This is a genomic window from Paenibacillus sp. FSL R7-0302, from assembly GCF_038006885.1.
Lineage (GTDB): Bacteria > Bacillota > Bacilli > Paenibacillales > Paenibacillaceae > Paenibacillus_AQ.
The window spans coordinates 4096224-4121833 of record NZ_JBBOWB010000001.1 but is presented as its reverse complement, the minus strand read 5'-3'; the positions used below and the strand labels follow the sequence as shown (position 1 = coordinate 4121833).

General features: G+C 54.6%; 15 protein-coding genes. All 15 read left to right on the top strand.

What is annotated here, in order from left to right; all coding sequences use genetic code 11:
* Positions 1-30: 30 nt before the first annotated feature.
* The 15 genes from MKY96_RS17960 (at position 31) to MKY96_RS17890 (ending at position 25604) form a co-directional block, all read left to right on the top strand.
* Complete coding sequence (locus MKY96_RS17960) at positions 31-8751, top strand: chitobiase/beta-hexosaminidase C-terminal domain-containing protein (protein WP_340942070.1); 8721 nt, start codon at positions 31-33, stop codon at positions 8749-8751.
* Between the two features lie 30 nt (positions 8752-8781).
* Complete coding sequence (locus MKY96_RS17955; protein WP_340942069.1) at positions 8782-9471, top strand: S1 family peptidase; 690 nt, start codon at positions 8782-8784, stop codon at positions 9469-9471.
* A gap of 265 nt (positions 9472-9736) precedes the next feature.
* Positions 9737-10099, top strand: a complete 363-nt coding sequence (locus MKY96_RS17950; RefSeq protein ID WP_340942067.1) for a LytR/AlgR family response regulator transcription factor — start codon at positions 9737-9739, stop codon at positions 10097-10099.
* An 87-nt stretch (positions 10100-10186) separates the two neighbouring features.
* On the top strand, positions 10187-11368 hold the full coding sequence (locus tag MKY96_RS17945) for a MalY/PatB family protein (RefSeq protein ID WP_340942066.1): 1182 nt from the start codon (positions 10187-10189) through the stop codon (positions 11366-11368).
* Between the two features lie 148 nt (positions 11369-11516).
* A complete protein-coding gene (locus MKY96_RS17940; RefSeq protein ID WP_340942065.1) occupies positions 11517-12473 on the top strand; it encodes a nucleoside hydrolase in 957 nt (318 codons plus the stop codon).
* Positions 12474-12614: 141 nt separating this feature from the next.
* Complete coding sequence (locus tag MKY96_RS17935; RefSeq protein WP_340942064.1) at positions 12615-13865, top strand: stalk domain-containing protein; 1251 nt, start codon at positions 12615-12617, stop codon at positions 13863-13865.
* 164 nt (positions 13866-14029) lie between these two features.
* Positions 14030-14983: a radical SAM protein gene (locus MKY96_RS17930; protein ID WP_340942061.1), complete on the top strand. Its 954-nt coding sequence runs from the start codon at positions 14030-14032 to the stop codon at positions 14981-14983.
* Positions 14984-15062: 79 nt separating this feature from the next.
* A complete protein-coding gene (locus tag MKY96_RS17925; protein WP_340942059.1) occupies positions 15063-16097 on the top strand; it encodes a bile acid:sodium symporter family protein in 1035 nt (344 codons plus the stop codon).
* A 277-nt stretch (positions 16098-16374) separates the two neighbouring features.
* Entirely contained in the window at positions 16375-18396 is a 2022-nt protein-coding gene (locus tag MKY96_RS17920) for a methyl-accepting chemotaxis protein (RefSeq protein WP_340942058.1), read from the top strand.
* Positions 18397-18774: 378 nt separating this feature from the next.
* Positions 18775-19050 carry a CD3324 family protein gene (locus MKY96_RS17915; RefSeq protein WP_209991123.1) on the top strand — a complete coding sequence of 92 codons (276 nt, stop codon included), beginning with the start codon at positions 18775-18777 and terminating at the stop codon, positions 19048-19050.
* A gap of 501 nt (positions 19051-19551) precedes the next feature.
* Entirely contained in the window at positions 19552-20538 is a 987-nt protein-coding gene (locus MKY96_RS17910; protein ID WP_340942054.1) for a phosphotransferase enzyme family protein, read from the top strand.
* 142 nt (positions 20539-20680) lie between these two features.
* Positions 20681-21982, top strand: a complete 1302-nt coding sequence (locus MKY96_RS17905; RefSeq protein WP_340942053.1) for an ABC transporter substrate-binding protein — start codon at positions 20681-20683, stop codon at positions 21980-21982.
* Between the two features lie 92 nt (positions 21983-22074).
* Entirely contained in the window at positions 22075-22968 is an 894-nt protein-coding gene (locus MKY96_RS17900) for a carbohydrate ABC transporter permease (protein ID WP_340942051.1), read from the top strand.
* Entirely contained in the window at positions 22969-23802 is an 834-nt protein-coding gene (locus MKY96_RS17895) for a carbohydrate ABC transporter permease (RefSeq protein WP_340942049.1), read from the top strand.
* 20 nt (positions 23803-23822) lie between these two features.
* Positions 23823-25604 (top strand): family 43 glycosylhydrolase, encoded by a 1782-nt coding sequence (locus tag MKY96_RS17890; protein WP_340942047.1) that lies wholly within the window; start codon positions 23823-23825, stop codon positions 25602-25604.
* The last annotated feature ends 6 nt before the right edge of the window (positions 25605-25610 follow it).

The following is a 25610-nucleotide window of genomic DNA, read 5'->3' as shown; positions in this document are numbered from 1 at the left end:
TAATCACAATACTATTCAGGTGGTGTCAACATGGCTTTGAAGCGAAGATCATGGATAGGTTATCTAATAGCACTGGCGGTAATTGTCGTTGCCGCAGTTGCCGGAGGCATCATGGCCAAGGCTGATCCGCAGACCTGGGACAGCACGGCCGATACCAGGTGGTATGTGCCAACGAATGATACCTTCAAAATTAAGAATGCTGAAGAGCTGGCAGGTGTAGCCAAGCTCGTCAATGAAGGTACCGTAAACGGTCTAAGCGGTAAAATTCTGGAGATTACGGACAACCTTAATCTCTCTGCTTACCAGTGGGTGCCCATCGGTACCGCTGAGCATCCCTTCCGGGGAACACTCATCACCGAGAACGGGTTGATGAAGAAGATTAACGGGTTGAATGTAGTAGCAAACCGTTCTTATCAGGGTCTGGTAGGGAACATGGTAGGCGGTACAGTAGGCGGCCTGATTTTTGAAACAGGTACCATCTCTGTTACCGGAGTGACCTATGATGTCTATGCAGGCTCTGCTGTAGGTAAAATGAGCGGCAGCAGCATTGTGTTTGACATTACTAACCAGATCAATATCACTTCGGACGCTTCTCCATACCACTCCTACGCGGGCGGTATTGTCGGCATGGGCGAAGGGATGATCTCGAATTCTATCAATAACGGGACGGTTACAGCGTATGGTTCAGCCGATGTTGGCGGAATGTTGGGCTATGGCGATTCCAGAGGCATTATCATCAAAAAAGTGGTCAACAATGGAGCGGTTCTTGCCCAGGGAACGGACAGTTCTGTGCTTACCGCAGGCGGGATCGCAGGTCATACTACAGGACCGCTTCGTCTAAATGATGAAGACACTCCAATCATCAATACGGCGGCTGTTACCATCGCCGGAGGGAATCAGGTTGCAGCAGGCGGGATTGCCGGTAAAGTAGACAACACCGTCGTCTTCTCCAACATGACTACCAATAATGGTGCAATTACCGTGAATGCAGCAGCGGCAGTGAATTCGGCAGCCGGGGCGCTGGTAGGTGCAACAGGTACGGTAGCAAGCGAAGCGGCTTCCATTACCTTTGTAAATACAGCGCCGGTTACCAATAACGGCGGCAAGAACGTATATACAGGCGGGATTGCCGGATATACCGGCAGCAAATTCACCTGGACGCATCCTTATGCGAATACTCAGCAGATTACAGCAACAGGCGCAGAGAATGTAGCTACCGGCGGATTCGTCGGATATGCCGCAGGCGGCTTGGTTACCAGCAACGCTACGGCAGGAGTATTCGAGAATAGAAAGCTGATCTCAGTTAACGGCGGTAAAGGAGTCTACACAGGCGGAATTGCCGGTTACGATGCAGGCGGGAACATCACCCAGACCTCTTCCACAGGTGAACTGAAGGTTAATGGTACTGCGGATGTATACACCGGCGGTACCGTTGGTTACGAAATGGGCGGAACCATTGCTTCATCAGTTACCGGCACGACAGAAAGCAAGCCTCTGGCCATCACTTCCGATGGTACCATCGGCGGTATCGTTGGCTATCTGGAAGGAACCTTGAGTAATTCTTCTATTAAATATGCAACACTGCAAGTCACTTCTGCAGGCGGGGTTGCCGGCGGGATCGCCGGGAACGCACAAGGAACGGTAAGTGGAGTCACTGCCGGTGATGCTGAATCGGCAGGCTACAGCACTTTGGTGCTTCAAGCTGTGGTAGCGGATGCGGCAGACGGGCAGGACAATATCACATTCGGCGGACTCGTGGGCGTGAACACCAAGCCGCTGACGCTGACCGGCAGTAAGGCCTCGCGGATCAGCTTCCTGAATGAAGCGGGAAGAAGCGGGTATATCATCGGCGGCGCAGCAGGCGAGCTGAACGCAGATGCCGTATTCGGGACTGCTGCTGTGCCTGTGGATGTCCAGGATATCGTTACAGAGCTGAAGGCCGACAAGGTAAGCTTCGGCGGCGGCGCAGGGCATAACTCGGCTGCCCAGTTCAACGGGCACACGAATCGGATTGAAATTAAGGCTACAGGCGCTTCGGTAAAAGCCGGCGGTATGTTCGGCGAGAACCATTCGGCCGCAGCCGCTCCGTTCAATCATGCGGAGAATGTAGTTATCACTGCAAGCGGTGCGGATAACCAGCTCGGCGGGAATACCGGCTTCAATGCCGGACAGCTGGTTAACGCTACAGTGACTCAGTTGTCTATTCAAGCAAAAGGTGTACGCGCTGTAGCTGGCGGGATCACCGGATATTCGGCGGGGACAGAGACTCCTGAAGCACGTGCAGGAATTACATCCGCTGTGCTGAATGTTCCCGGTGCTGAACCGATGATTACGCTGACAGCGGCGGATGCCAAAGCGGGGGCGATCGTTGGAGTAGCTACAACAACAGATATTACAACGCCGGAAGTGAACGCTGAAGATGGCGCCTTGATGCTCATCCAGGCGCAAGCTGCGAAGCCGTCTGTCGGCGGTCTGGCAGGTACCCTTACGAACAGTACCATCAGCAGTGACAGCAAAGTCGTCAATGTAGAGAATATGCTCATTCTGGCAGGACCAGCGGCTACGGATGCCTATGTTGGCGGTATTGTAGGCTACAATGAGTCCTCCAGGCTGGAACGTCTGGTAGGTTCAGCGGTGAGTCTGACCCTTAACGCACCGCGCGCTACTGCAGGCGGGGTGGCCGGATTTAACCACGGCAGTGCTACAGGCATTATTGTAGACACTTATATCAGCGGTCTGAATCTGAAGGCTAACGACGGTGCAGTCTCCTCTTATGCCGGGGGCATTGTGGGCCTCAATGCGGCTCAGAGTATTGATCCGGTGCTGAGTCCTGCAACCTCGGTCAGCACGATTCAGAATACCCGTACACTGGGTACGGTCTCAGCTACCTCATCAAATGCCATTGTGGGCGGTATGGTCGGTGAGAACCGTACGCTGATTGCCAACAACAGCATTACCGATAAAATCTCGGTGATCTCCAGAGGCAATTCCTCCCTCATTGGCGGTCTGGCCGGTGTGAATACAGCATCAGGAACACTCTACTACACTTACTCCAATGCGAACCTGACCATTGAAGGGACAGGCACACATGCCGGAGGATTAGTAGGCAGCAATGCCGGTGCAGTCATTGGCTCTTATGTAGATATTGATGTGACGGGCAATGCCCAAGGAACATCAAGCGGTTCGGTCTACCTGGGCGGACTGATCGGCAGAAATACAGCCGGTACGGTGGAGCAATCCTACTCCGCTTCCAAGGTTACAGCGAACAAAGTCTATACCATTGTCGGCGGTCTGATCGGAGAGCTGTCCGGCGGAACGGTCAAGAATTCCTATGTAGCGAAAAGTGTTAACGCTGCGAACGATAATTCTTACGCCGGCGGCTTCGTTGGCCGAATTACAAACGGTAAAATAAGCAACGTCTACTCAGCAGCAGAGGTTAATGTAGCGGAGAAAAAGACCGCTTATGCCGGCGGTTTCGCCGGACGTTATGATAATGCAAGTAAAGAACTGCTCTACAAGTCTTACTATATTAAAGACGAAGGACTGAATATCAACCGCGATCTGCCTGATTTCGCAGAGGGCAATCACCGCTGGCTGAATGTGCATGTCCGGCTGACCACCATTCTGTCGGAGACACTGAAGGACAGAACGGTATTCCCGGGCTTGTCGGGCTGGGATTTCGAGGGAGCCTGGAAATACGGCTCGCTCAGCGCGGCATACCGCTATCCTGAAGTCAACCGCACTGCCAATACCGGCGGCGGAGACAACGGCAATAACGTGAATGCCAATATCAACTGGTACACGAAGGATAAGGATGCAATCGGCTTCGAGATCACCTCGGAGGCTGAGCTTGCCGGTCTGGCGGGAATTGTCAACGGCACCATTGCCGGTGTAGAGCAATTCAGCTTCAAGGACAGAACGGTGACTGTGATGAATCCGATCCATATCCAATCCAAGCAGTGGGTGCCTATCGGTGACAAGGAGGCTAATCCGTTTGAAGGAATGTTCGACGGGAAAAGCCTGCTAATCGACGGCCTGACCCTGCAGCCGGTATACACGCATTCCGGGCTGTTCGGAATCATTGGAGCTACTGCTACAGTGCAGAACATGAACCTTGAGCCGCTCGCGGTTGGCGGCAACGGCTACACCGGCGTACTGGCCGGGACGAATCTGGGTACAGTCAAAAATGTCGACCTAAAGCTGCTTGGCGGCGTGAAGGTCAGCGGCAGCATTGTCGGCGGCATCATCGGCCAGAACTCAGGCAGTGTTGCCGGTCTGCAGCTTACGCTGGACGGCGGAAGCCGGATTGAGACGGTAGCTGAAGGCGGCATCGCCGGCGGTCTGATCGGCGACAATACAGCGGATATTACAGCTGACACTTATGTTATTCACGATAAGGACGGCAGCATCGGCAGCGCGGCTGACCATGCCGTTATCGGCGGAGTTATCGGGGTTCAGAATGGTAATGTGACAGGCCTGGCCCTTGAAGTGAACTCGAGATACCGGATCTCTTCAACAGGAATGGAAGCCACGGTTGCCGGACTGGTTGGACATTACCAGACGGGTCAAGCTGAAGGGCTGACCGTGAGCTTTGCAGACGGAACCCTGGAAGCGCGGGGGCTTGGCTCCATCCTTGGCGGTATGATCGGTCAATCCGATCAAGGGAACAGCATCCGCAATGTAATCGTAACCGGCTCCGGAAGCGGCGTACAACTGACAGCTAATGGTACGGCTGGCGGTGTTGTGGGCGCGAAGGAAGGCAGACTCGGCGGAATGCTGACCCGTTCTGTGGATAACGGCAGCAGCTTCGATATTGAACATGCAGCAGTGTCAGGCGTGAAGCTGGCTACGACCAGCGACAGCTTGAAGGCTGTGCTCGGCGGGATTGCCGGATCGGCTTCCCGGACAGCGATCAATGACGCCAAGTTCAAGGCTTCGTTACAGGCAGCCGGTGAAGTGATCACTGCCGGAGGTATTGTGGGAGAGAGTGATAACTCCATCATCTATAATGCAGATTCGTCACCTGAGCTTCAGGCGGCGGCGAAGAGTGGTGAGGTCGCGGTCGGCGGAATCGCCGGAACGATCTCAGCGGACGATATCAATCAAGGCTTTGACTTTGGCAAGGCATATCCGCTGTATAAGGGGATTTACATTGCTAAGGTTCATGACGGCCAGATCACAGTCACCGGAACAGATCATCGTGCTGACCTCTATGCAGGTGGTTTGACAGGCAAGAATACGGATGCCTCCATTTACAGCTCCGAGGTTGCCTCCGGTCTCAAGGTAACCGGCGGTAATACCGTGAGTGCAGGCGGAGTAGCCGGATACAGCAACGGTATCATTGTGGATACCATTGTCAGAAGCGGTGTGAACGCAGATAACAGCAGAGTAATCAATGCCGGCGGGCTTGTCGGCTGGGGAGATGGCGGCGAGATTCATTACAGTAAGGTGATCTCCGGCTCCGGCCAGTCCATCAACGTCGGATCAGCAGTTACTCTAGGTGAATCAGTACCGAATACACGCGTTGGCGGAGTGATCGGTATGGCCGATCATGTCCTGATTACGAATACCCATACGGATATTCCGGTAGTGATCACAGATACCAATCAGGATAACACGATGTATGCAGGCGGCTTTGCCGGACTGCTGGGTGAGAACGGCACGCTTGCCGGACAAATTCAGAAGTCTTATGCCACAGGCAAGCTGAATGTCAGCGGCAGATTAGGCTCTTATGTCGGCGGATTCGCCGGGTCTGTAGATCATTACTCGATCACAGATTCCTATGCCTCCGGTGACATCAGCAATACCGGCTTCGATACACGCAGCGGCGGCTTCGCCGCATCCGTGGAAAGAAGCGGCAGCATCAGCAAGTCTTACGCATTGCAGAATAAGCTGTCTACTGTCGGAGTGAAGTCTTCGACCCGTTCCTATAACGGCGGCTTCGCCGGATATAATGACGGAACATTAACTAGTGTATATGCCAATGTACCGCAGATTACGGTGGCGGTTGCCGGGGACAATGTCTCCAAGGGAGCACTGGTCGGCTACAACTTCCGGGACGGCAAAATTCTTAGTTCGTCCTACACAGGCACACTGGATGCTGTAGGACGTAACACAGGCGCGGCCGCAGCAGCTGTAAGTACAGCAGCAGTTGATCCGCTGGCTTCAGGACTCTGGAGTATCGACTATGATACTACCTTCCTGAACGACCTGACGGATGGGGCTATTACAGTGCAGACTCCGCTGCAGCTGGCGGGGGCAGTCATGTTCTATAACGAGACAGGACTGAATTATTACAAGCTGTTCAACAGAACGGCTGAGAACAAGCCGGAGCTGGCAACGATCCTGCTCGGCGCGGATATCGACCTTGCCGGACGCTTCTGGACGGCATTCGACAGCTTCACAGGTGTATTCGACGGTCAAGGCCATACGTTAAACGGACTGTCGCTGAAAGCCTCCGGGCAGCAGACCGCCGGATTCATCAAGGATAACCGTGGACAGCTCCTGAATGTGAACTTTACCGGAGCGGAACTCTCCGGTGCAGTGAACGCAGGTATTGCTGCCGGGATCAACCACAAGGGTGCAGTCATCCAGAATGTGAAGGTCAGCGGTTCCGTGACTGCCAGTGCTGCCGCAGGCGGGGCAGCAGGTGTGAATCAGGGTACCCTGGAGAAGGTCACGAATGAAGGTGTGACCCTTGCCGGAGCGGGCCGGATTGGCGGCATTGCCGGAAGCAACGCCGGTGTGATTCACCAGGCTGTATCCAAGGGCAATATTGATGTTACATCTGCACTGGCCGCAGGCGGAATTGCCGGTGAGAACAGTGCGGAAGGCACGATCACTGAGTCGATGGCCTATGGCGATATCCGTGTAGCTTCAGCCCAGGCGATCGCCGGCGGGATCAGCGGTCTGAATGCGGGAGAGATCAAGAACAGCTACTCTGCTGGGGCGGTCCTCGCTGAAGGCATGTCTACTGCATGGGCTGGCGGGATTGCCGGTCTGGCGGAGAGCGGGTCGATTACTTCTTCCTTGAATACCGGAGAAGTGAAGGCTGGAGTGAAGGGCAAAATTCAACCGCTGCAAGCCTTCTTCGGCGGGATTGCCGGACAGAAATCGGACAAGGCCACAATCAGCCAGTCCTTGTTCAACAGACAAATGCTGAAGAATAATATTGCGTACTACAATCTGAATGGTCAGGCAGTGTCCGGCAATGACAGTAGTGCCATGGGGCTGCCGGTTGGAGAGCTTACCGGCGCGAATCTGCCGGCAGGCCTGGATGCCGGAATCTGGACAGCCCAGAACACATTCTATCCGCTGCTTCAAGCCTTTAACGGAACAAATGAAGGGACACTGGCTTCAGCCGCTGTTATCCTGAACCCGCAGGATCTGATTAACCGCGTGGGTTCGGCATTCCACATGAGCAGCGGCGGAGCACTCTCCTGGAGCGCTGATCCGTCCAAGGCTGTAGTGAACGGTACAACCGGCAGCCTGATATCAGGTGGCAATGCAGTGCTGAAGGCAAACGCTGGAGGACAAAGCAGAAGTATTGCTATTAATACAGCTGCATTCCAGTACCCGAGCGCAGCAGTTGCACCAACTGCAACTCCTGCAGATAAGAATTTCACCACTGAAGTGAAGGTGGAGCTGGCAACAGGCGAGCAGGGAGGAAGCATCTACTATACACTGGACGGTACAACACCTACAGAGACCTCCCAGGTGTACAGCGGACCTATCGATCTTAAGAGCACAACAACAGTTAGAGCCGTTACCATTGCTCCCGGCAAAGAGTACAGTCCGGTGGCAACCTGGACCTGGACGCTTGTCGTCCCTAATCCCGGCCCTGGTTCCGGCCCTGGCACGAGCCCAGGGGGTGGTCCTGGCCCGGCAGCTCCGCTTCCGAGCCCGACACCTGCACCGGCAGCTCCGGCAATTACCGCTATTGCAGGCGCAACGTCTATTAATGGAGACAGCAAGGAGCCTGTGAAGATTGCCAAGAACAGCAAGCTTGCGCTGAAGGCTCCAGAAGGGCAGACAATCTATTACACAACGGACGGCAGCATTCCGACTGCCAAGAGTACGAAATACACCGGCGAGCTGCTGATCACCAAGAGTATGACGGTCAAAGCCATCACGGACAAAGACGATAAAGTCATTACCATCGAGTATGTAGTGGAGAATGCGAAGTACAGCCTGAAGAGTAACAGCGGCGAGATCAAGTATATGGCAGCTTATCCGAATGGTCTGTTCATGCCGAACGCAGCCATTACCCGGTATGAGCTGATCCAGTCCCTTGCGCCGCTGCTCGATATGGAAGAAGTGAATGTAGGCAATCTGTTCAATGATGTCAATGCCGAGAATGAAGGCCTGACCGGATTCTTCGCATCGGCGGGCATTATTGAAGGCTTCCCGGATGGCGGATTCGGCGGAACGAAGGGCTTAACCAGAGCAGAGTTCTCCAAAATCATGACCACTGTGCTGAAGCTCGATGTAACTCAGACCGGTGTGACGAAGCAGAAGGATATCCGCGGACACTGGGCAGAGAAATATGTAAATGCCCTGTCGCAGGCGGGATATGTGCAAGGCTTCCCTGACGGAACCTTCAAGCCGGGAACACCGATTACCCGTGCGCAGGCCGTAGTGCTGATCAACCGGATTGCCGGCACGAAGAAGCTGACGGTAACGGCTGTACGGTTCAAGGATGTTCCGGCAACCCACTGGGCTTACAAAGACATCATGTCAGTTGTGAAATAACAGAAATTCATAAGTGAAGGAGATCGGCGGATGAAAACAAAGCTGCTTGCCGTAAGCCTGGTCCTCTCATTGATCTCGGCGATACTCTTCTATTCGGGCACCACCAGTGCGGATACACCTGAGGCGTTTAGCGCTGAACAAAGCTATGGAATAGCGAGTAAGGCGATCTTTTATCTGCGTGTGCTGAAAAGCGACGGTACTGCAAGCTCTACCGGAACAGGAATTATCCTGTCTCCGGCCGGTACCGCAGCAACGGCGTATCATGTGGTCAAAAGCGCACAGCGCATTGAAGGAGTCATGGCGGACGGAACGGTGATCAGTCCGATTAAAGTCACGAAGTCCGACGAGCTGAAGGATGTGGCCATCCTTGAACTGCCAAGTCCCGCTGCGATGAAGCAAAAGGATAATGCCTATGCTTATCTGCCGCTGCGTAAGGACAAGCTGAGACATGGTGAAGCGGTGTATGCCCTGGGCTATCCGCTCAAGAATACAGCGATCATCACGGAGGGGATTGTCAACACTCCGGCAGCCGACATTAACGGCCGAAGCCGGATTCTGACCTCGGCCCAGGTGGCAAGCGGAATGTCCGGGGGTCCTTTGCTCGATACGCACGGCGAGCTGGCCGGTATCATCTCCGGTTCCCTGCGGACGATGACTAACATTCATTTGATTGTAAATACGGAGGATCTGCGCAGCCTGCTGCCGGCTTCCTTCAACTAAAAGCATTACCAGAAGCAGCTTACACTTGCGGCTGCAATATAATACCGACTATGGCTGTCCTCAGGCGTTTCGTTGAAAACGCGGGGACAGCAATTTTTTTAAAAATATAAGAAATTATATGTTTCACACAATAATTTATCCTTCTATTTCTCGCTGAAACGGTACCGTCCTTTACAAGGACGGCAAAGCCGTTTCCACTTGAATATAGAATGTATGGGCTGCTCTTGTAACCGCAATTCACCGTATGGAAGGAGGAGGAACCCGGGTGATTAAGGCCTATTTGCTGGATGTGAATCAGAAGGATCTCTATAAGCTGTCATCGATGCTTCAGCATACAGGCAAGGTGAATGTGATCGGCATGTCTGCTTATCCCGAGAATGTGGTGGACCGGATTGTTCTGCTGCAGCCCGATGTGCTGTTTCTGGATCTTCAGCTGCCCGGCCACCAAGGAGTCGTCGTAGCCGAGCTGGTGAAGAAAAAGCTGCCGGATATTCAGATTGTGGTGGTCACAGAGACGAAGCAGCATGCCCTGTGGGCCTTCGACCAGGATATTGTGGATTATCTGCTGAAGCCGCTGGAGGAGGTCCGGCTGGGCCAGTCTCTGGAGCGGCTGCGCCAGGGAAGCTGAAGCAGGCTGGCGGATGGAATCAGGATGCCGGATGTCCTCTGCCCATGGTACAATGTACGGACAAGCAGAAAGGATGGGTGATTTTAGTTGAAGTATGATTTTAACCGTATCATAGACCGCCGCAATACCCGTTCCTACAAATGGGACCAGTCCGAGAAGCTGTTCGGAGACAAGGAGATTCTTCCGCTGTGGGTAGCAGATATGGACTTTGCGAGCCCTCCTGCGGTTCAGGAAGCGATTCTGCGCCGCGTACAGTCAGGAATATACGGCTATAGCGTGACGGGCGACTCTTACAAAGCGGCGATTGCCGGCTGGTACCGCAGACGCCATGACTGGGAGATTCAGAAGGACTGGATCTCGGATTCCCCGGGAATTGTCACCTCGCTCAGCCTGTCTGTAGAGCTGTTCAGCCAGCCGGGCGATCATGTGATCGTGCAGTCGCCGGTATATTATCCGTTCTATGATGTCATCCGCATGAATGACCGCAAGGTGGCGGCGAATCCGCTGAAGCTGGAAGACGGTCATTATGTGATGGACTACGTGCAGCTGGAGGAGCTTATGGCCGGTGGCGCGAAGCTGCTGCTGCTGTGTAATCCGCATAACCCGGGCGGCAGAGTGTGGGAGCGCGAAGAGCTGCTGCGTCTGGGCGAGCTATGCCTGCGGTACGGGGTAACCGTGATCTCGGATGAGATCCACTGCGACATGATTATGCCCGGACACAAGCATATTCCGTTCGCCTCGCTGTCACCGGAGCTGTCGGATATTACGCTGACCACGCTGGCTGCTACCAAAACCTTCAATCTGCCGGGGCTGCAGACCTCTTATATCGTAACCTCAAGCCCAGAGCTAAAGCGGAAGTTTGATTATAAGATTAAGACGCTCAGCTTGCATATGTCGCCCTTCTTCACGCCGGAGGCTGTGGAGGCGGCTTATAACGAAGGAGGAGAATGGCTCGATGAGCTGATCCCGCATATCAACGGCAATGCCGAATACGCGATCAGTTATCTGACAGAACATCTGCCCCAGGTGAAGCCGATGAAGCCTGAGGCAACCTATCTGCTGTGGATTGACTGCCGGGCGCTCGGACTCGATGCGGACGGGCTCAAGCAGCTGATGTATCGCGAGGCTAAGGTGGCCTTTAATGAAGGCTCCGTCTTCGGAGCGGAAGGCCAAGGCCATCTGCGGATCAATCTGGCCTGCCCGCGCTCCCTGCTGGCTGAAGCGCTGGAGCGGTTCGTTAAGGCTGCGGGGGCTTATGTAACCCGATAATCTGTAATAAAGAATCCGCTGGCTTATGAAGCTGGCGGATTCTTTATTGTGTGGAAACCATATTGAGCCGGGGGAAGCCCCATGTTAAGATGGGCAGTGCGACTAAGCCGAGAGAGCAAAGTAAATATAGAGATTGGGAGAGATAGAGATGAGCACCAGCACAACTAGAATCATCATTGATTGTGATACAGGGATAGACGATGCACTCGCCATATTGTATGCGCTTCGGGCACCGGGTGTGGTGGTCGAAGGGATTACGACGGTGTTCGGCAACATTGATGTGCAGCAGGCAGCAGACAACACGCTGCGGCTGCTTGAGCTTGCGGCTCCGGGCTATGAAATCCCGGTGGCGCTTGGCGCTTCCCGGGCGCTGGTACGCGAGCTGACCGACTTCTCCACCCATGTTCACGGGGAAAACGGCATCGGCGGCGTTCAGCTGCCGCCCTCCCGGCAGGTGCCGGTGCAAGAGACGGCTGCGGAATTCATTGTGCGGCTGGCAAATGAACATTCCGAAGAGCTGGTGCTGGTGACGCTCGGACGGCTGACGAACCTGTCGCTGGCCCTGGATCTGGACCCGGAGCTGACCTCAAAGCTGAAGAAGGTGGTGGTGATGGGAGGCACGGTCTTTAAGCCGGGCAACGTCACGCCGGTGGCCGAAGCCAATCTGTGGGGCGACCCGGAAGCGGCAGACCGCGTGTTCACTTCTGGGCTGCCTGTAATGATGATCGGGCTGGATGTCACCCTGCAGACGCGGATTACATCTGAGCATGTGGAGCTGCTGAAGCTGCATGGACGGGAAGAGAATAAGGCGGTTATTGACTTCATGGAAGAATCGCTGGCGTATTATTTTAAATTTTACCGCGAGGCGAACTATCTGATTAACAGCGCTCCGCTGCATGATCCGCTGGCCCTGATGGCTGCCTTGCAGCCGGATCTGGTAACCTGCCGCCGGATGAAGGTCCGTGTGGAGCATCAGGGGGCGTTCACCTCCGGTATGGTCGTAGCCGACTTGCGGGCACAACCCAAAGAAGGCGAGTTCATCGAAGTGGCTGTAGAGGTGGATGCTGAGCGGGCGGTTGGTGTCTTTTTGAGCGTGTTCATATAGGTGTTAAGGGAACCCCGGACGGGTGAATCTGCAATGGTTACAATACCTTCATTTGCTATATTTATCTAGTTTGCTAGAATAGTAGGGGATGTAAGGTTGAGAGATTCACAATCTATTTAAGAGAACGGGGAACCTACTTATATGAAGCATTTGGCCAAAATAGTATTATGCGCAGCGATCTCACTCGGCAGCCTCTCGGCACTTCCGGCAAGCGCGGTCCATGCGGCACCTGCGGGTGTCAGTATCATGCTGGACGGATATCCGCTGCCGTTCCCGGTGGAGCCGGTGATGATGAACGGAACGACCATGGTGCCCTTCCGCGCCATCTCTGAAGCCTTGGGAATTCAGGTGGAATGGAATCAGAAGGCCCGCAAAATCACGGCCACCCGGAAGGACGCAGCTGGCACCGCTCCAACCGTAGTGGTCCTGACCCTCGGCAGCAAAAATGCCGTCGTGAACGGGACGGTAGTGAAGCTTGCGGCAGCGCCGCAGGATATCCGCGGAACGACGATGCTGCCGCTCAAATTCTTCAGCCAGCAGTTCGGAGCGGCAGCCTCCTGGGATCAGGCGTCCAAGACCGTATCCATTACCTCCCCGAAACGGGACATGTACACCTTGGGCTTCTACGCACAGAAGGCCTACAGTGAGGTCTCGCTTATTCCAAGCTTCGATGCGGTTGCTTTTGGCTGGGCGCGAATTGATAAAGACGGCCAGTTCACCACCACCGGCAAGGATTTCTGGTGGCCGGAGGCGGCAGGCGAGGTTACGCCGGAATCGATTGTGCAGAATGCGGCGGCGGGAGGGACCTCTCCCTACCTGATGGTCTATTCCAGTGACTCGTCACTGGAGCTGAGCAAGAATCTGGAGGACCCGCAGCTCCAGCAGCAGACGATCGCCAGTATTGTTGATTTGGCCTCGCAGAAGGGCTTCAAGGGCATCGGACTGGATCTGGAAGGACTGGGACTGACGGGGGATAAGGCGCTGGTACAGAGCCAATATAACGCTTTTGTCCAAAAGCTCTCCACAGCCGCCCGCGCCGCCAGCCTCAAGCTGACCGTCATTCTGCATCCGCTGAACAGCTCCTACAAGGGGTATGATTACAAGACGCTGGGGACACTTGCGGATGATCTGGTCATTATGGCTTACGCCTATGAAGGAGAGACCGGGCCGGAGCCGATGAATAAGGTCGATGAGAGCATCCGGCTGGCGCTTGATCAGGTCAGCAAGGAGAAGCTGATTCTCGGGATATCGGTCTACAGTGAGAACGAAGCCTCCGTCAATGCCAAGATCGGCCTGGCTAAGCGGTACGGCCTGAAGGGGATTGCGATCTGGCGTCTGGGGATCATCGGCCAGCCGGTGCTGAACCGGATGGGAGAAGCTATCGAGCTGTAGCAGGTTTATCTATCTTCATGAAGACTGCCGTATGGTGAGCCTATAACCGTGCGGCAGTTTTTTTGCACATATTAAATGTCACATTAACCTCGCGGGCTAACCTGTATAATTCTATAGTTGACCTTTGAACAGGAATAATCAGCATCCAAGGAGGACTATAGAAGATGAGTACGAAATATAAAGCGCTGGAACTGGATAAGCCGATGACTTATGAGCTGGAAGGGCTGGAGGTCGGAGTGACCTCGAACTGTAATTTCCGCTGCGACTATTGCTGCGCTTATAATAGAAATGACGGCCAGACCCTTGACGGCAAGGAGGTCATCCGCATTCTGGAGGAGCTGCCTAATCTTAAGCGGGTGCGCCTGTCGGGCGGAGAGGTTACACTGAAGTTTCAGGATTGCGTGGAGATTGTGGCATACTGCTCTTCGCGCGGGATTCAGACCCAGTTGAACTCGAACGGCAGTCTGCTGAATGAGCAGCGGATCGGGCAGCTGGTGGACGCAGGTCTGACGACGATTCATATTTCTTTTAATTTCACCACGGCTGAAGGCTTCTCGCGTTATTATAATATTCATCCGAGTGTCTATCACAAAATCAGAGAGAACATCACCATGTTCGCCAAGACCAATGTCAATGTGGTGCTGGAGACCCTGCTGTTCAATGAAACACAGGATCATATGCAGGAAATCAGCGAGCATGTCTATTCGATGGGCGTAAGAACGCATGAAATTCAGAACAGTATTATCATGGGACATACCGGCTGGAAGGCGATTGCCGCCCGCGAGCAGTTGAAGAATGCCGTCAATGAGCTGATTGCGCAGAAGCCGGAGGATACCACTCTCTACTTCACCTGTATGGACCGGTTCATGGACGCGATGGGCTTCGGGGAGCAGCCGGGCGTCTACTTCCCGCATTGCATTGAAGGCATGAAGCAGCTTCATCTGCACGGCAACGGCGACATTCTGATCTCCGAGCTGTGCCACCCGGTCATTATCGGCAATATCTATAACGGAACATCACTGAAGGATTTATACAGCAATATGCCGGCACCGCTGTCGGACTATCTGGAGAAACGGCCTTGCCCGGCGCTGGACGCCTTGTTCCCGCAAGGAGTATAGCTCCCTTACCGGACCTTGCAGCAGAGACAGTCAGTGCAGCAGAGTATAATGGCATAGTTCACATAGGGGGATGAAATACATGCTTGGTGCAGTAAGACGCGGATTAGTATCTTCCAATACGGTGCTGGAGCGGATCATGCCGCTGCTAACACCCGCAGCCATCGTAGTTGGCGTGCTCAATGAGGCGTCCCTGCTTCCGTTAACGTGGCTGGTGCCCTGGATTTTTGCGGGTATGACGCTGATCGGCAGTCTGAAATCCAATTTCCGGGATCTGCTTGCCGTGCTGGTCAAGCCGCAGAAGCTGATTCTTCTGCTGGTCATCCTACATGTCGTGATGCCGCTGATCGGCTGGCTGGCCGCGATGCTGTTTTTCCCGGGCGATCCTTATACGGTTACAGGGTATGTACTGCTGTTTGCAATTCCAACCGGGGTGGTCAGTGTAGTCTGGGTATCCATACATGGCGGGAATATTGCGCTTACGCTGGCTCTGATCCTGATCGATACGTTGTTATCGCCGTTGATTGTACCCGCTACCCTATATGTGCTGATGGGCGCAAGCGTACAGATGGATGCCGGTGAGATGATGCGGGGTCTGCTCTGGATGGTGGTGCTGCCCTCCGTAGCGGGAATGCTGCTGAATCAATTCAGCAAAGGCAAGATCAGCACGGTCTGCGGCCCGCCGCTGGCCCCGTTTGTCAAGGTGGGCTTGTTCACCGTGGTCTCGATCAATGGGGCCAGCATTGCCCGGTATCTGAAGCATCCGGATGGCAAGCTCGTGCTGATTATCGCGGTGACCTTCGTTACGGTTGCCCTCGGCTACGTTATTGGAGCATTCGTCTCGCGCCGCCTGCACTATGATCATGAGAGCTCTGTGGCCGTACAGTTCAATTCCGGTATGCGTAATCTCAGTGCAGGTGCAGTGTTAGCTGTGCGCTATTTCCCGCCCGCCGTAGCGCTGCCCGTGATCTCCGGTATGCTGTTCCAGCAGATTCTGGCTGCCTGCTCCGGCATGTTCATCCGCAGCAGGGTGAGACGGCGGCAGCAGGCTGAGCTGCTGGCCGACCGGCTGGCAGCCCCAGCTTCATCCGACATTCGCAGCACGCTTACTAAATAGAACCTGTCTGTGTATCTGTGTATATGAACCCGCTTTTCCTGTTGATGCCGTAGTCTGCGGCGGCAGGGAAGAGCGGGTTTTGCAGTGTTTGGAATGAAATGTATATTTCATACTACCATTCGACAAAAAACGATAATATTTCTGAAAATACTACAAGGAATATTCATTATTTTCGAGGAAAATCCGATAATTATTGTAATAAAGTTAGCATTTTGGCTGATTAGAAGCGAGTGGATAAGAAAAGGGCGGAAGGAAGTAGAAAATCATGAAGATTCGTATGAAGCTATCAGTTATGATGATTGTCGTTACACTTATTTCTACAGCATTAATGGGGATTTTTACGTATACCAAATCCACAGGCACCATCATGAATCTGACCGAATCTTCCATGGAACAGGTGGGCACCAATAAATCGCAGACCATTGCCGCCATGATTGATAAAGAGAAGCGGAGTATGCAGCTGGTTGCCGGGGACAGCGAGATTGTGCAGCTGTTGACGCAGGCTGGTAATAACGGATGGAGCGGCGGGAATCCCCTGCAGAATCAAGTGAATGTGAAGCTTCAGAGGCTGGTGAAGGATGCAGGCAACCTGGAGCATATGTTCGTGGTTGATCTGAAGGGAACGGCGGTGGCGGATAGCGATACCAAGCTGGTCGGCGCCAACTTCAGCGATAGAAATTATACGAAGAATGTTTTGAAGACCGGGATGCCTGTAATCAGCGAGACGCTGAAGTCCAAGTCAACAGGGGCATATATTGTGGCTTTTGTCCATCCGGTGACAAGCGGGGAGAAGATGATCGGGTTCGTCGCTTCGGCAGTCCGGGCGGACAGTCTGGTGACCTATCTGGCCGATGTCAAGGTGGCGGGTGCACCTTCCTCTTATGCCTACCTGGTGGATGAAACGGGGAATACGCTGTATCACCCCGACGAGAAGAAGATAGGTTCACTGGTGGAGAACGAATCCATCAAAGCCGTGGTCGAGCAGGTGAAGGCGGGGCAGACGGTACCGGACGGGAATGTCGAATACACTTTCAACGGGGCCAAGAAAAAAGCGGCCTTCACCGTGCTCCCCGAGACGAAGTGGACCCTGGTGCTGACCGGAGATGTGGACGAGGTGCTGCAGCCGGTGAGCGAAATGACGAACTTCATTCTGCTGCTGGGCCTGGGAAGCCTGCTGCTCACACTGCTGATCGGGACTACGGTGGCAACCCGGATCTCCTCGCCAATCATCAAGCTCACGGAGCTGGTGAACCGCACGGCAGAGCTGGACCTCAAGTATGATCATCAATATGAATATTTGACTAAGAATACAGACGAGACAGGAACCATTGCCAAGGCCATGTTCAGCACCCGCGCGGCGCTGCGTGAGATGGCGGGCAGTCTGATTGCGATCTCCTCCAAGGTGCTGGACAATGCCGAGACGCTGGAGAAGCTGTCGAACGAGGTCAGAGAGAATGCGCATGATAATTCAGCCACGACAGAGGAGCTGTCCGCTGGGATGGAGGAGACGGCGGCTTCTACCGAGGAGATGACGGCGGCTATTCACGAGACCCTGAGCAATGTCAGAATGATCAGTGCTAAGGTAAAAGAAGGCGCGGATGTATCGGGCAAGATTACGCAGCGGGCCCTGGAGCTTCAGCATGATGCAGTGACGTCCACAGAGAACGCTAAGCAGATCTACAGCTCGGTCCGCAGTGAGATGCAGCAGGCTATTGAGCAATCAGGAGCGATCCACGAGATCAATATATTGGCCGATACGATCCTCTCCATTACAAGCCAGACCAACCTTCTGGCGCTGAATGCGGCGATTGAAGCCGCGCGGGCAGGCGAGGCGGGCCGGGGCTTCGCCGTAGTGGCCGGGGAGATCCGCAAGCTCGCGGAGAAGTCCTCCGAGACGGCGTCAGGCATTCAAGAGGTGGTCAAAAATGTCTATGCCTCCGTGGAGCAGATGACCCGGCATTCCGAGGCCGTACTGAGCTTCATCGACCGCAATGTGCTGGGCGATTATGAGCGCCTGACCGAGGTCAGCCAGCAGTATAATGAGGATGCTTCCACTATTAACGGGCTGATGAACCAGTTCGAGGAAGCGGCCGATCATCTGAACGAGACCGTCTCCAGTATCGCCATCGCCGTCAATGAAGTGGCAGCTACCGTGAACGAGGGGGCCATCGGGGTGCAGGATATCGCCGAGAAGACGGCGGACATTGTGGAGAAGACCTTCCATGAAGCCACAATGGCTGACGAGAATACGCAGAGCGCTAAGGAAATGCAGCAGCTGGTTGAGAAATTTATAATCTGAGCGGGTTTCAGCAGATCTTTACCTGGGCTTCATCTGTTTTTAAGCTTGAGGGGGTATAGTACTCACATACCCCCCTTTAATATAACTTTTGACCCCGCCGGACGCTGGCGGGGTCCTTTTTTTTTGTGTATTGATATTTGCGCTGAAGCCGGGGTTTCCGGTATGCTATATGTAAGTATAATACTGGAAGGAGGACACTTCATGAGCAGATTAATGCTCAGCTCTGCGCAGAGTCTACGGACCCACACACAGCGGTTAATGTGCAGAGCGGACAGCTATACTCCGCTGTAATAATGTAATGCTCCACTTGTGAACGTCAGTCCGAAAGACTCTGCTGCCTTGATAAGTTGAAATAACTTAAGAGGAGCGGAGCGAGCAATGAAATATGTAAATGCAGATCTGGTATTACCGCAGCAGCTGCTGCAGGAGGTTCAGAAATATATGCAGGGCGGGATGCTTTATATCCCGAAGCCCGAGGGACAACGCAAGCGGTGGGGGGAGAATTCAGGCGGCAGATCCTATCTGAGCGCCCGGAACCAGTCCATTCGTGAGCATTATGCCAGCGGATTGAGCGTAACCGAGCTGGCGGAGCAATTCTGCCTGTCGGGCGACAGCATCAAGAAGATTGTATATGGAAGCAAGCAGAGAGGGTAGAGGTCTAAGGCCGCGTGACGCAGCCATTTCTTCTTGTGAGATTCAGCCACGAGCTGGCTTCGATTGCACTATATACACTAGATTCCTCCAAAACCTCCCGAAAAATAGCATCTGCTGCACTCTGTACAGTAGAATTTTGCGTTGGCGGCCTTTTGGAGCATATTTGCAGAAATCTAGTGTATGAAATACAGCAGAATGGGTTACTGGGCCGGTTAAAGTGAAATCTATTGTATGAAATACAATCGCAGCGTTCTTACAGAAGCGTCCGCAAACAAGCGTTCACTCACCAGTCTTCATTCACAAGCGCCCGCGCCTGGCACTCAAGCTGATCCTCAACCTAATCCACCCTAAATAGAGGCTGTCCCAAGAAGTCGCGTCGTGACTTTTGGAGCAGCCTTTTCTTTTTGTGCAAAAGTCAGGTTATACCTGTCTATTATCTATGTCCGCCGCCAACGCCAACCCTATAATGAATGCAGACATCCATATGAGGGAGGCAGGAAGATGAAACTAGAAACAGCAGCAAGGGATATAGTACTGCGGGCGCTTAAGGCGTACGAATTAGATTGGACGAAGATTGAATATATTGGACAATCCGATAGCGTCACCTTCAAGGTAGAGACGGAAACAGCGGGCAAGCTGCTGCTGCGGATTCATGGCGAACGGTGCAGCCGGGCAGAAATTCTGTCGGAGCTGGAATGGCTCAGGCATCTCAGCGGGGCAGCGGAGCTGGTTGTCCCTGTGGGGCTGCCCGATTCAAGCGGCAGTTATATCCTGGAGACTTGCTGTGAAGCTGGCGGTGGAGAGCAACTTAACTATGTTACTCTGATGCGCTGGGTGGAAGGGGAGCATGCAGAGTCTAGTCTGCCGGATGAGCATCTATATGCTGTAGGCGTTATGCTGGCCGGGATGCATGAAGCGGGCGAACAGTTTGTACCCTCAGCAGAGTTCACCCGTCCGGCTTGGGGAGCGGACAGCTTCCGCAAGGAATGGGACAAGCTGGAGAAGTATCATACGGCTATGGTGTCACAAGCTTCATGGGCGCTCTATCAGGCGGCTGCTATAAGAATCCTTGGTGAACTCGATGCTATGACGCCGGACCCCGGCAGCTATGGCCTGATCCACGGTGATTTGCATGGCGGGAATGTGGTGTTCGCTGAGGGTAAGCCCCGGGCGATTGATTTCGGCCTCTGCGGCTACGGCTTCTACCTCCATGATCTGGCCGCTGCTCTGCTGGAGCTGTCCACGGAGCAGCGCAGGAGCCTGATTCGAGGCTATAGCAGCGTCCGTGCGCTGGAGACGGATTATGAACGGAAGCTGGAATGCTTTTTTGTCAAAATCATGATCGGGAACTACAGCCACCATATCTCAAATCCGGACGAACTCCCCGGCTTGCGGGAGGAGCAGCCGTATGCCTTAGCTTATCTAAAAGAGTACTTGGCAGACTCCCGTTTTTTGTTCAAGAGAATCGAACCTGCCCAACTAGGATGAATTGTGCAAGATGAACTGTGCAATCTGTAAATATGTCCACTGAACCTAGCCTGAGGACATTTATTGCCCTCCCCTGCGGCGGTAACATAAAGACATCAAAGAGCAGTCAGCTTTGAATCACCGATCAAAGGGGAGTATACAGATGAAGCGATCCATGCAAAAGGGAGCATCACTATTACTGATGGTTATGATGCTGGCACTAGTTGTAACCGCTTGCGGCGGGAACAATGCGAAGAATAACGGCGCGAACGGCGGAGAGGCCACACAGGGCGCGGACGGGGGCAGCGGCAACGGCAAGAAGACAGAGCTGCTGTTCTGGTCTCCCTTCTCCGGCTCGGACGGACCGTTCATGAAGAAAATCGTCGATAAATACAACAGCTCCCAGGATCAATACAAAGTGAAATTCGTCATTCAGCCCAACGGCGAGTATTACAAGCAGCTGGATGTGGCGCTCAGCACGGGGAAGGAGCGGCCGGACCTGATGATTATGCATGTCGATCAGGTGCCGACCTACCAGAGCAAGGATCAGCTGCAGCCTGTGGATGAGCTGGCAGCGGCAGCGGGCATTAATCCGGCTGATTTTGCCGAAGCCCCGGTGAAGTACGCCACCATCGACAGCAAGCTTTATACGATTCCGCTCGATATTCACCCGGTCGTGATGTATTACAACAAGGATCTGTTCGAGCAGGCGGGCATCACTGCACCTCCAGCGAACCGTGCCGAGTTCGACGACGCTGTACAGAAGCTGACGGACAAAGGCAAAGGGGTCTACGGCTATGTCGTGCCTACCCTCTGGCCGCAGCAGTTCATCTTCCCGTCACTCGTCTGGCAGAACGGCGGAGAGCTCTGGAACGGCACGGATGTAGCCTATAATTCTCCTGAAGCGGTAGAGATGGTACAGTGGCTGCGTGATATGGTAGACAAGGGCATCTCCCCGGCCAATGTGCAGCAGGACGGCGAGAATACCCTCTTCCTGCAAGGCAAGAACGCGATTCAATTCAACGGGCCGTGGATGAAATCACAGTTCGATGAAGCCGGGCTGAATTACGGCGTAGCCGTTATGCCGCAGATCGGCAAGGCGAAGCAGGCGATATACGGAGGCTCACACGGCTTCGTGGTTCCGAAGGCAGTGACCGACAGCAGCGCGCTGGCCGGCATCGGCGACTTCCTGAAATATGTCTCCGGCAATTCCCTGGACTGGGCGGAATCGGGTCAGGCGGTAGCCTCCAAGACGGTGATGGACAGTGCGGAATTCCAGGCGATGGAATTCCAGAGCACCGTATCCAAGAGCTTCCCGTCCGTACAATTTGCACCGAATGTCCTGAACTGGGGTACCATCATTGAACCGGTATGGGGAGAGCTGAGCAATGCGATTCTCGGCAAAAAATCACCGCAGCAGGCGATGGATGATGCGGTAGCCAAATCCCGTCAGGCGATGAAGTAGCCTCAGGTGAAGCGGAGCATTTCGGCAGAACGGGGCGGGGGGCGCTGATACGCTCCCCGCTTTACCCTGTACGAAGAAATGGAGGAATCCTTTTGAATAGCACATGGACTTCACGGTTAACCTCATTCCTGTTCATCCTGCCCTATCTTGCAGCCTTCGGCCTGTTTCTGCTCTTTCCGATTCTGTACGGCTTGGTGATCAGTCTGCAGGACTTTGAATTGCTGTCAGCGGAACATCCCTTTGTTGGACTGCGCAATTATATTACAATTCTTACGCCGGGAACGTATGAGAACAGCCTCTTCTTCAGCGGCCTGTGGACCACCCTCCAGTTCGTCCTGTATTCCGTTCCGCTGCTGATCGTTGCGGGCTTAGGGATGGCGATGCTGGTGAATGCGCTCCCGCGGAAGCTGCGCGGGCTGTTCCGTACCTTCTATTTCCTGCCTTACGCGATGTCGGCTTCCGTGATGGCTGTCATCTGGCTGATGATGTTCGATACGAATGCCGGATTCATCAACAGTCTGCTGCAGAAGCTGGGGTTGAGCGGGATTCCATGGCTGACCGCTACACCGTGGGTCTGGATTGCGCTGGTCCTCACGACGCTCTGGTGGACGATCGGCTTCAATATGATTATTTTTGTGAATGCGCTCAATGAGGTGCCTGAGGATTATTATGAGGCGGCTTCGATTGATGGAGCAGGGGCCTGGAACCGGTTCGTGTCCATTACGCTGCCGTCGATCCGGCCGGTGATGCTGTTCGTGCTGATTACCTCGACCATCGCGTCCTTCAATGTGTATGCCCAGCCGTTTCTGCTGACGCGCGGAGGGCCGGGAGATACGACCAGGGTGCTGCTGATTAATGTACTGGACCAGGCATTCGCGCGCAAGGATATCGGCTCCGCTTCGGCGATGGCGATTATGATGGCGCTGCTGATTATGATCATATCCATCGTGCAGTTTCGTCTTACGAACCGGAAGGAGAAGGTCTAAATGGGAAAAATCAAAAGAACGGGCCTGCTGCTGCTGGCCATCCTGATCGCCCTGTTCGTGCTGCTGCCGCTGGTGTGGATGCTGTCCACGGCCTTCAAGAATGACTTCGAAGCCCTCTCCGGGCGGATGAACTTCCTGCCGCAGAAGCCTACGCTTGATAATTTCATCCAGGGGCTGAGCGGCGAGCTGATGAATACGCCGATTCTGCGCTGGATTATCAACTCCCTGTCGGTTGGGATCGCGGGGACGGCGATCGTGCTGCTGATTGATTCCATGGCGGCCTTCGCCCTGGCCCGGCTGCCGGATCTGCCGCTGCGCCGTACGCTGCTGGCAATGTTCATCGCCTCGCTGATGATTCCCGGCGTGCTGACGTTCCTGCCGATGTATATCGAGTTCAATACCCTGGGGCTGATCAACACCTACCAGGCGCTGATTCTGCCCGCTACCGCCGGGGCGTTCGGGGTGTTCCTGCTGTACCAGTTCTTTGTCTCCTTCCCCAAAGAGATTGAAGAGGCGGCCCGCATCGACGGGGTGAACAAATGGAACCTGTACGCCCGGATTCTGCTGCCGTCGGCGGTGTCCATCATGATGACGCTGGGCATTTTCACCTTTATGGGGATCTATAATGACTTTGTGTGGCCGCTCTATGCGACTACCTCGCCGGAGATGCGGACGATCACCGCAGGAATTGCGATAATGGCTACCGGAAGCTATACCCAGAGCTACGGCAAATTAATGGCTATGACCACCATTGCCGCGCTTCCGGTGCTGATTATCTTCATTATCGGCCAGAAGTCGTTCGTGAAGGCGATTACCAGCTCGGGTGTGAAATAGCAGGTGAGGGGAGGATGCAGATGGAAAAGAGTTCAGCGGGACCCCGGAAGGCATGGGTAGGAGGTGAGAGATCACGTAAACGAATCTACTCCCTTGCGGCAGTACTGTTACTTATTCTGGCGGGAGGTGCTTATCTGTTGCTGCAGCAGAATCAGGACGGAGGGCAACAGGTCTACAAGGGCCACGGCGGGACATTCAAGAATACGCTGGCCGAGATCGATACGCCTGATCCGAGTGTCATCTACAAGGATGGGTATTATTACATGACCTTCACCCATAACGGAACGGATATTATGGTGATGAAGTCACGAACGCTGGACTTCCGGCAGGCAGAGCGGAAGGTAGTCTGGTACCCGCCGGCGGAGACCGCATATTCGGCGAATCTCTGGGCTCCCGAGCTGCAATATATCCGGGGCCAGTGGTACATCTATTTCGCCGCAGACGACGGACATAACGAGAATCACCGGATGTATGTGCTCCAGGGCGACAGCGGTGATCCGCTGGGCGGCTATACGTTCAAGGGGCAGGTAACCGACAACACCAACAAGTGGGCCATCGACGGGCTGGCGATGGAAGTGGACGACGCGCTGTATTTCGTCTGGTCCGGCTGGGAAGGGGATATGAACGCTGCGCAGAACACCTATATTGCCCCGATGAGTGATCCGCTGACGATCAGCGGGCCGAGAGTACTGCTCAGTGAGCCGCTGCTTGCGTGGGAGCAGGCTGGAGGCCCGCCGTATATTAATGAGGGCCAGTCCATACTTTATCATGACGGCCGTGTCTTCATCGTCTATTCCGGGGCGGGCAGTTGGACGCCGTATTACAGTCTGGGGCTGCTGGCCCTGAAGCCGGGCTCAGACCCGTTGGAGACGGCAAGCTGGACCAAAGCGGAGCTGCCGCTGCTGACCATGGATGAAGCCGCCGGAGTATACGGACCAGGGCATAATTCCTTCACCGTATCGCCTGACGGGAGCGAGCAGTGGATCATCTATCATGCCACGGCAGGGGCGGAGGACGGCTGGAACAACCGCAAGGCGCGGGCACAGCGCGTTAGCTGGGACAAGGACGGCCTGCCGGTCTTCGGCAAGCCGCAGCCTTTGAGCGCGGCGCTTGAGGTGCCTGCAGGAATGGGCGTATTCCAGGCGGAGCATGCTGTGCAGAACGGGCACCAGCTGGAGTTCCCCTTGCTGCCGTCCGCAGTGGACAGCGATACCCCGCTGCTGGTGCATTATGTGAATCCGGGTGAAGCACCGGTGGAGGCGGCGGTGTCGGTGAATGGCGGGCAGCCGATGTCCCTTAAGCTTCTGCCATCCGCCGAAGGACAGACCGGCTACGCCTATCTGCTCCTGCCCTTTGCAGCAGGGGAGAATACGGTATCGCTGGAGCTGGCTGCGGGAACCTCCGCTAAGCTGAGCGCAATCGAAATTCCGCGTTATGAGGCGGAAGCCCAAGCGTTGATGGGGGAAGCGGCGGCGGAGGATCATCCGTATGCCTCAGGCGGAGGCGCTGTAAGCATGGGTACCCGCGGGGCGTCGCTGCGCTTCGGCAACCTTCGTGTGCCGCGCGCCGGAACCTACACCGCCATAGTAGCGGTCATGAATGCTTCCCCGGATGCGAAGCTGGAGGTGTCCGTGAACGGCGGCCGGAAGGCCGGATATCCCCTCAAGACGCAGGGGCGTAACGAGGCCGCCTTTCTGGAGCTGGAGCTGACATTGCAGAGCGGCGCGAATGAAATCATTCTTTTTGACAGTCAGGGCAGCTTCGGTATAGATTATATGGATATATGGCAGAAGAGTGAATGAAGCGCT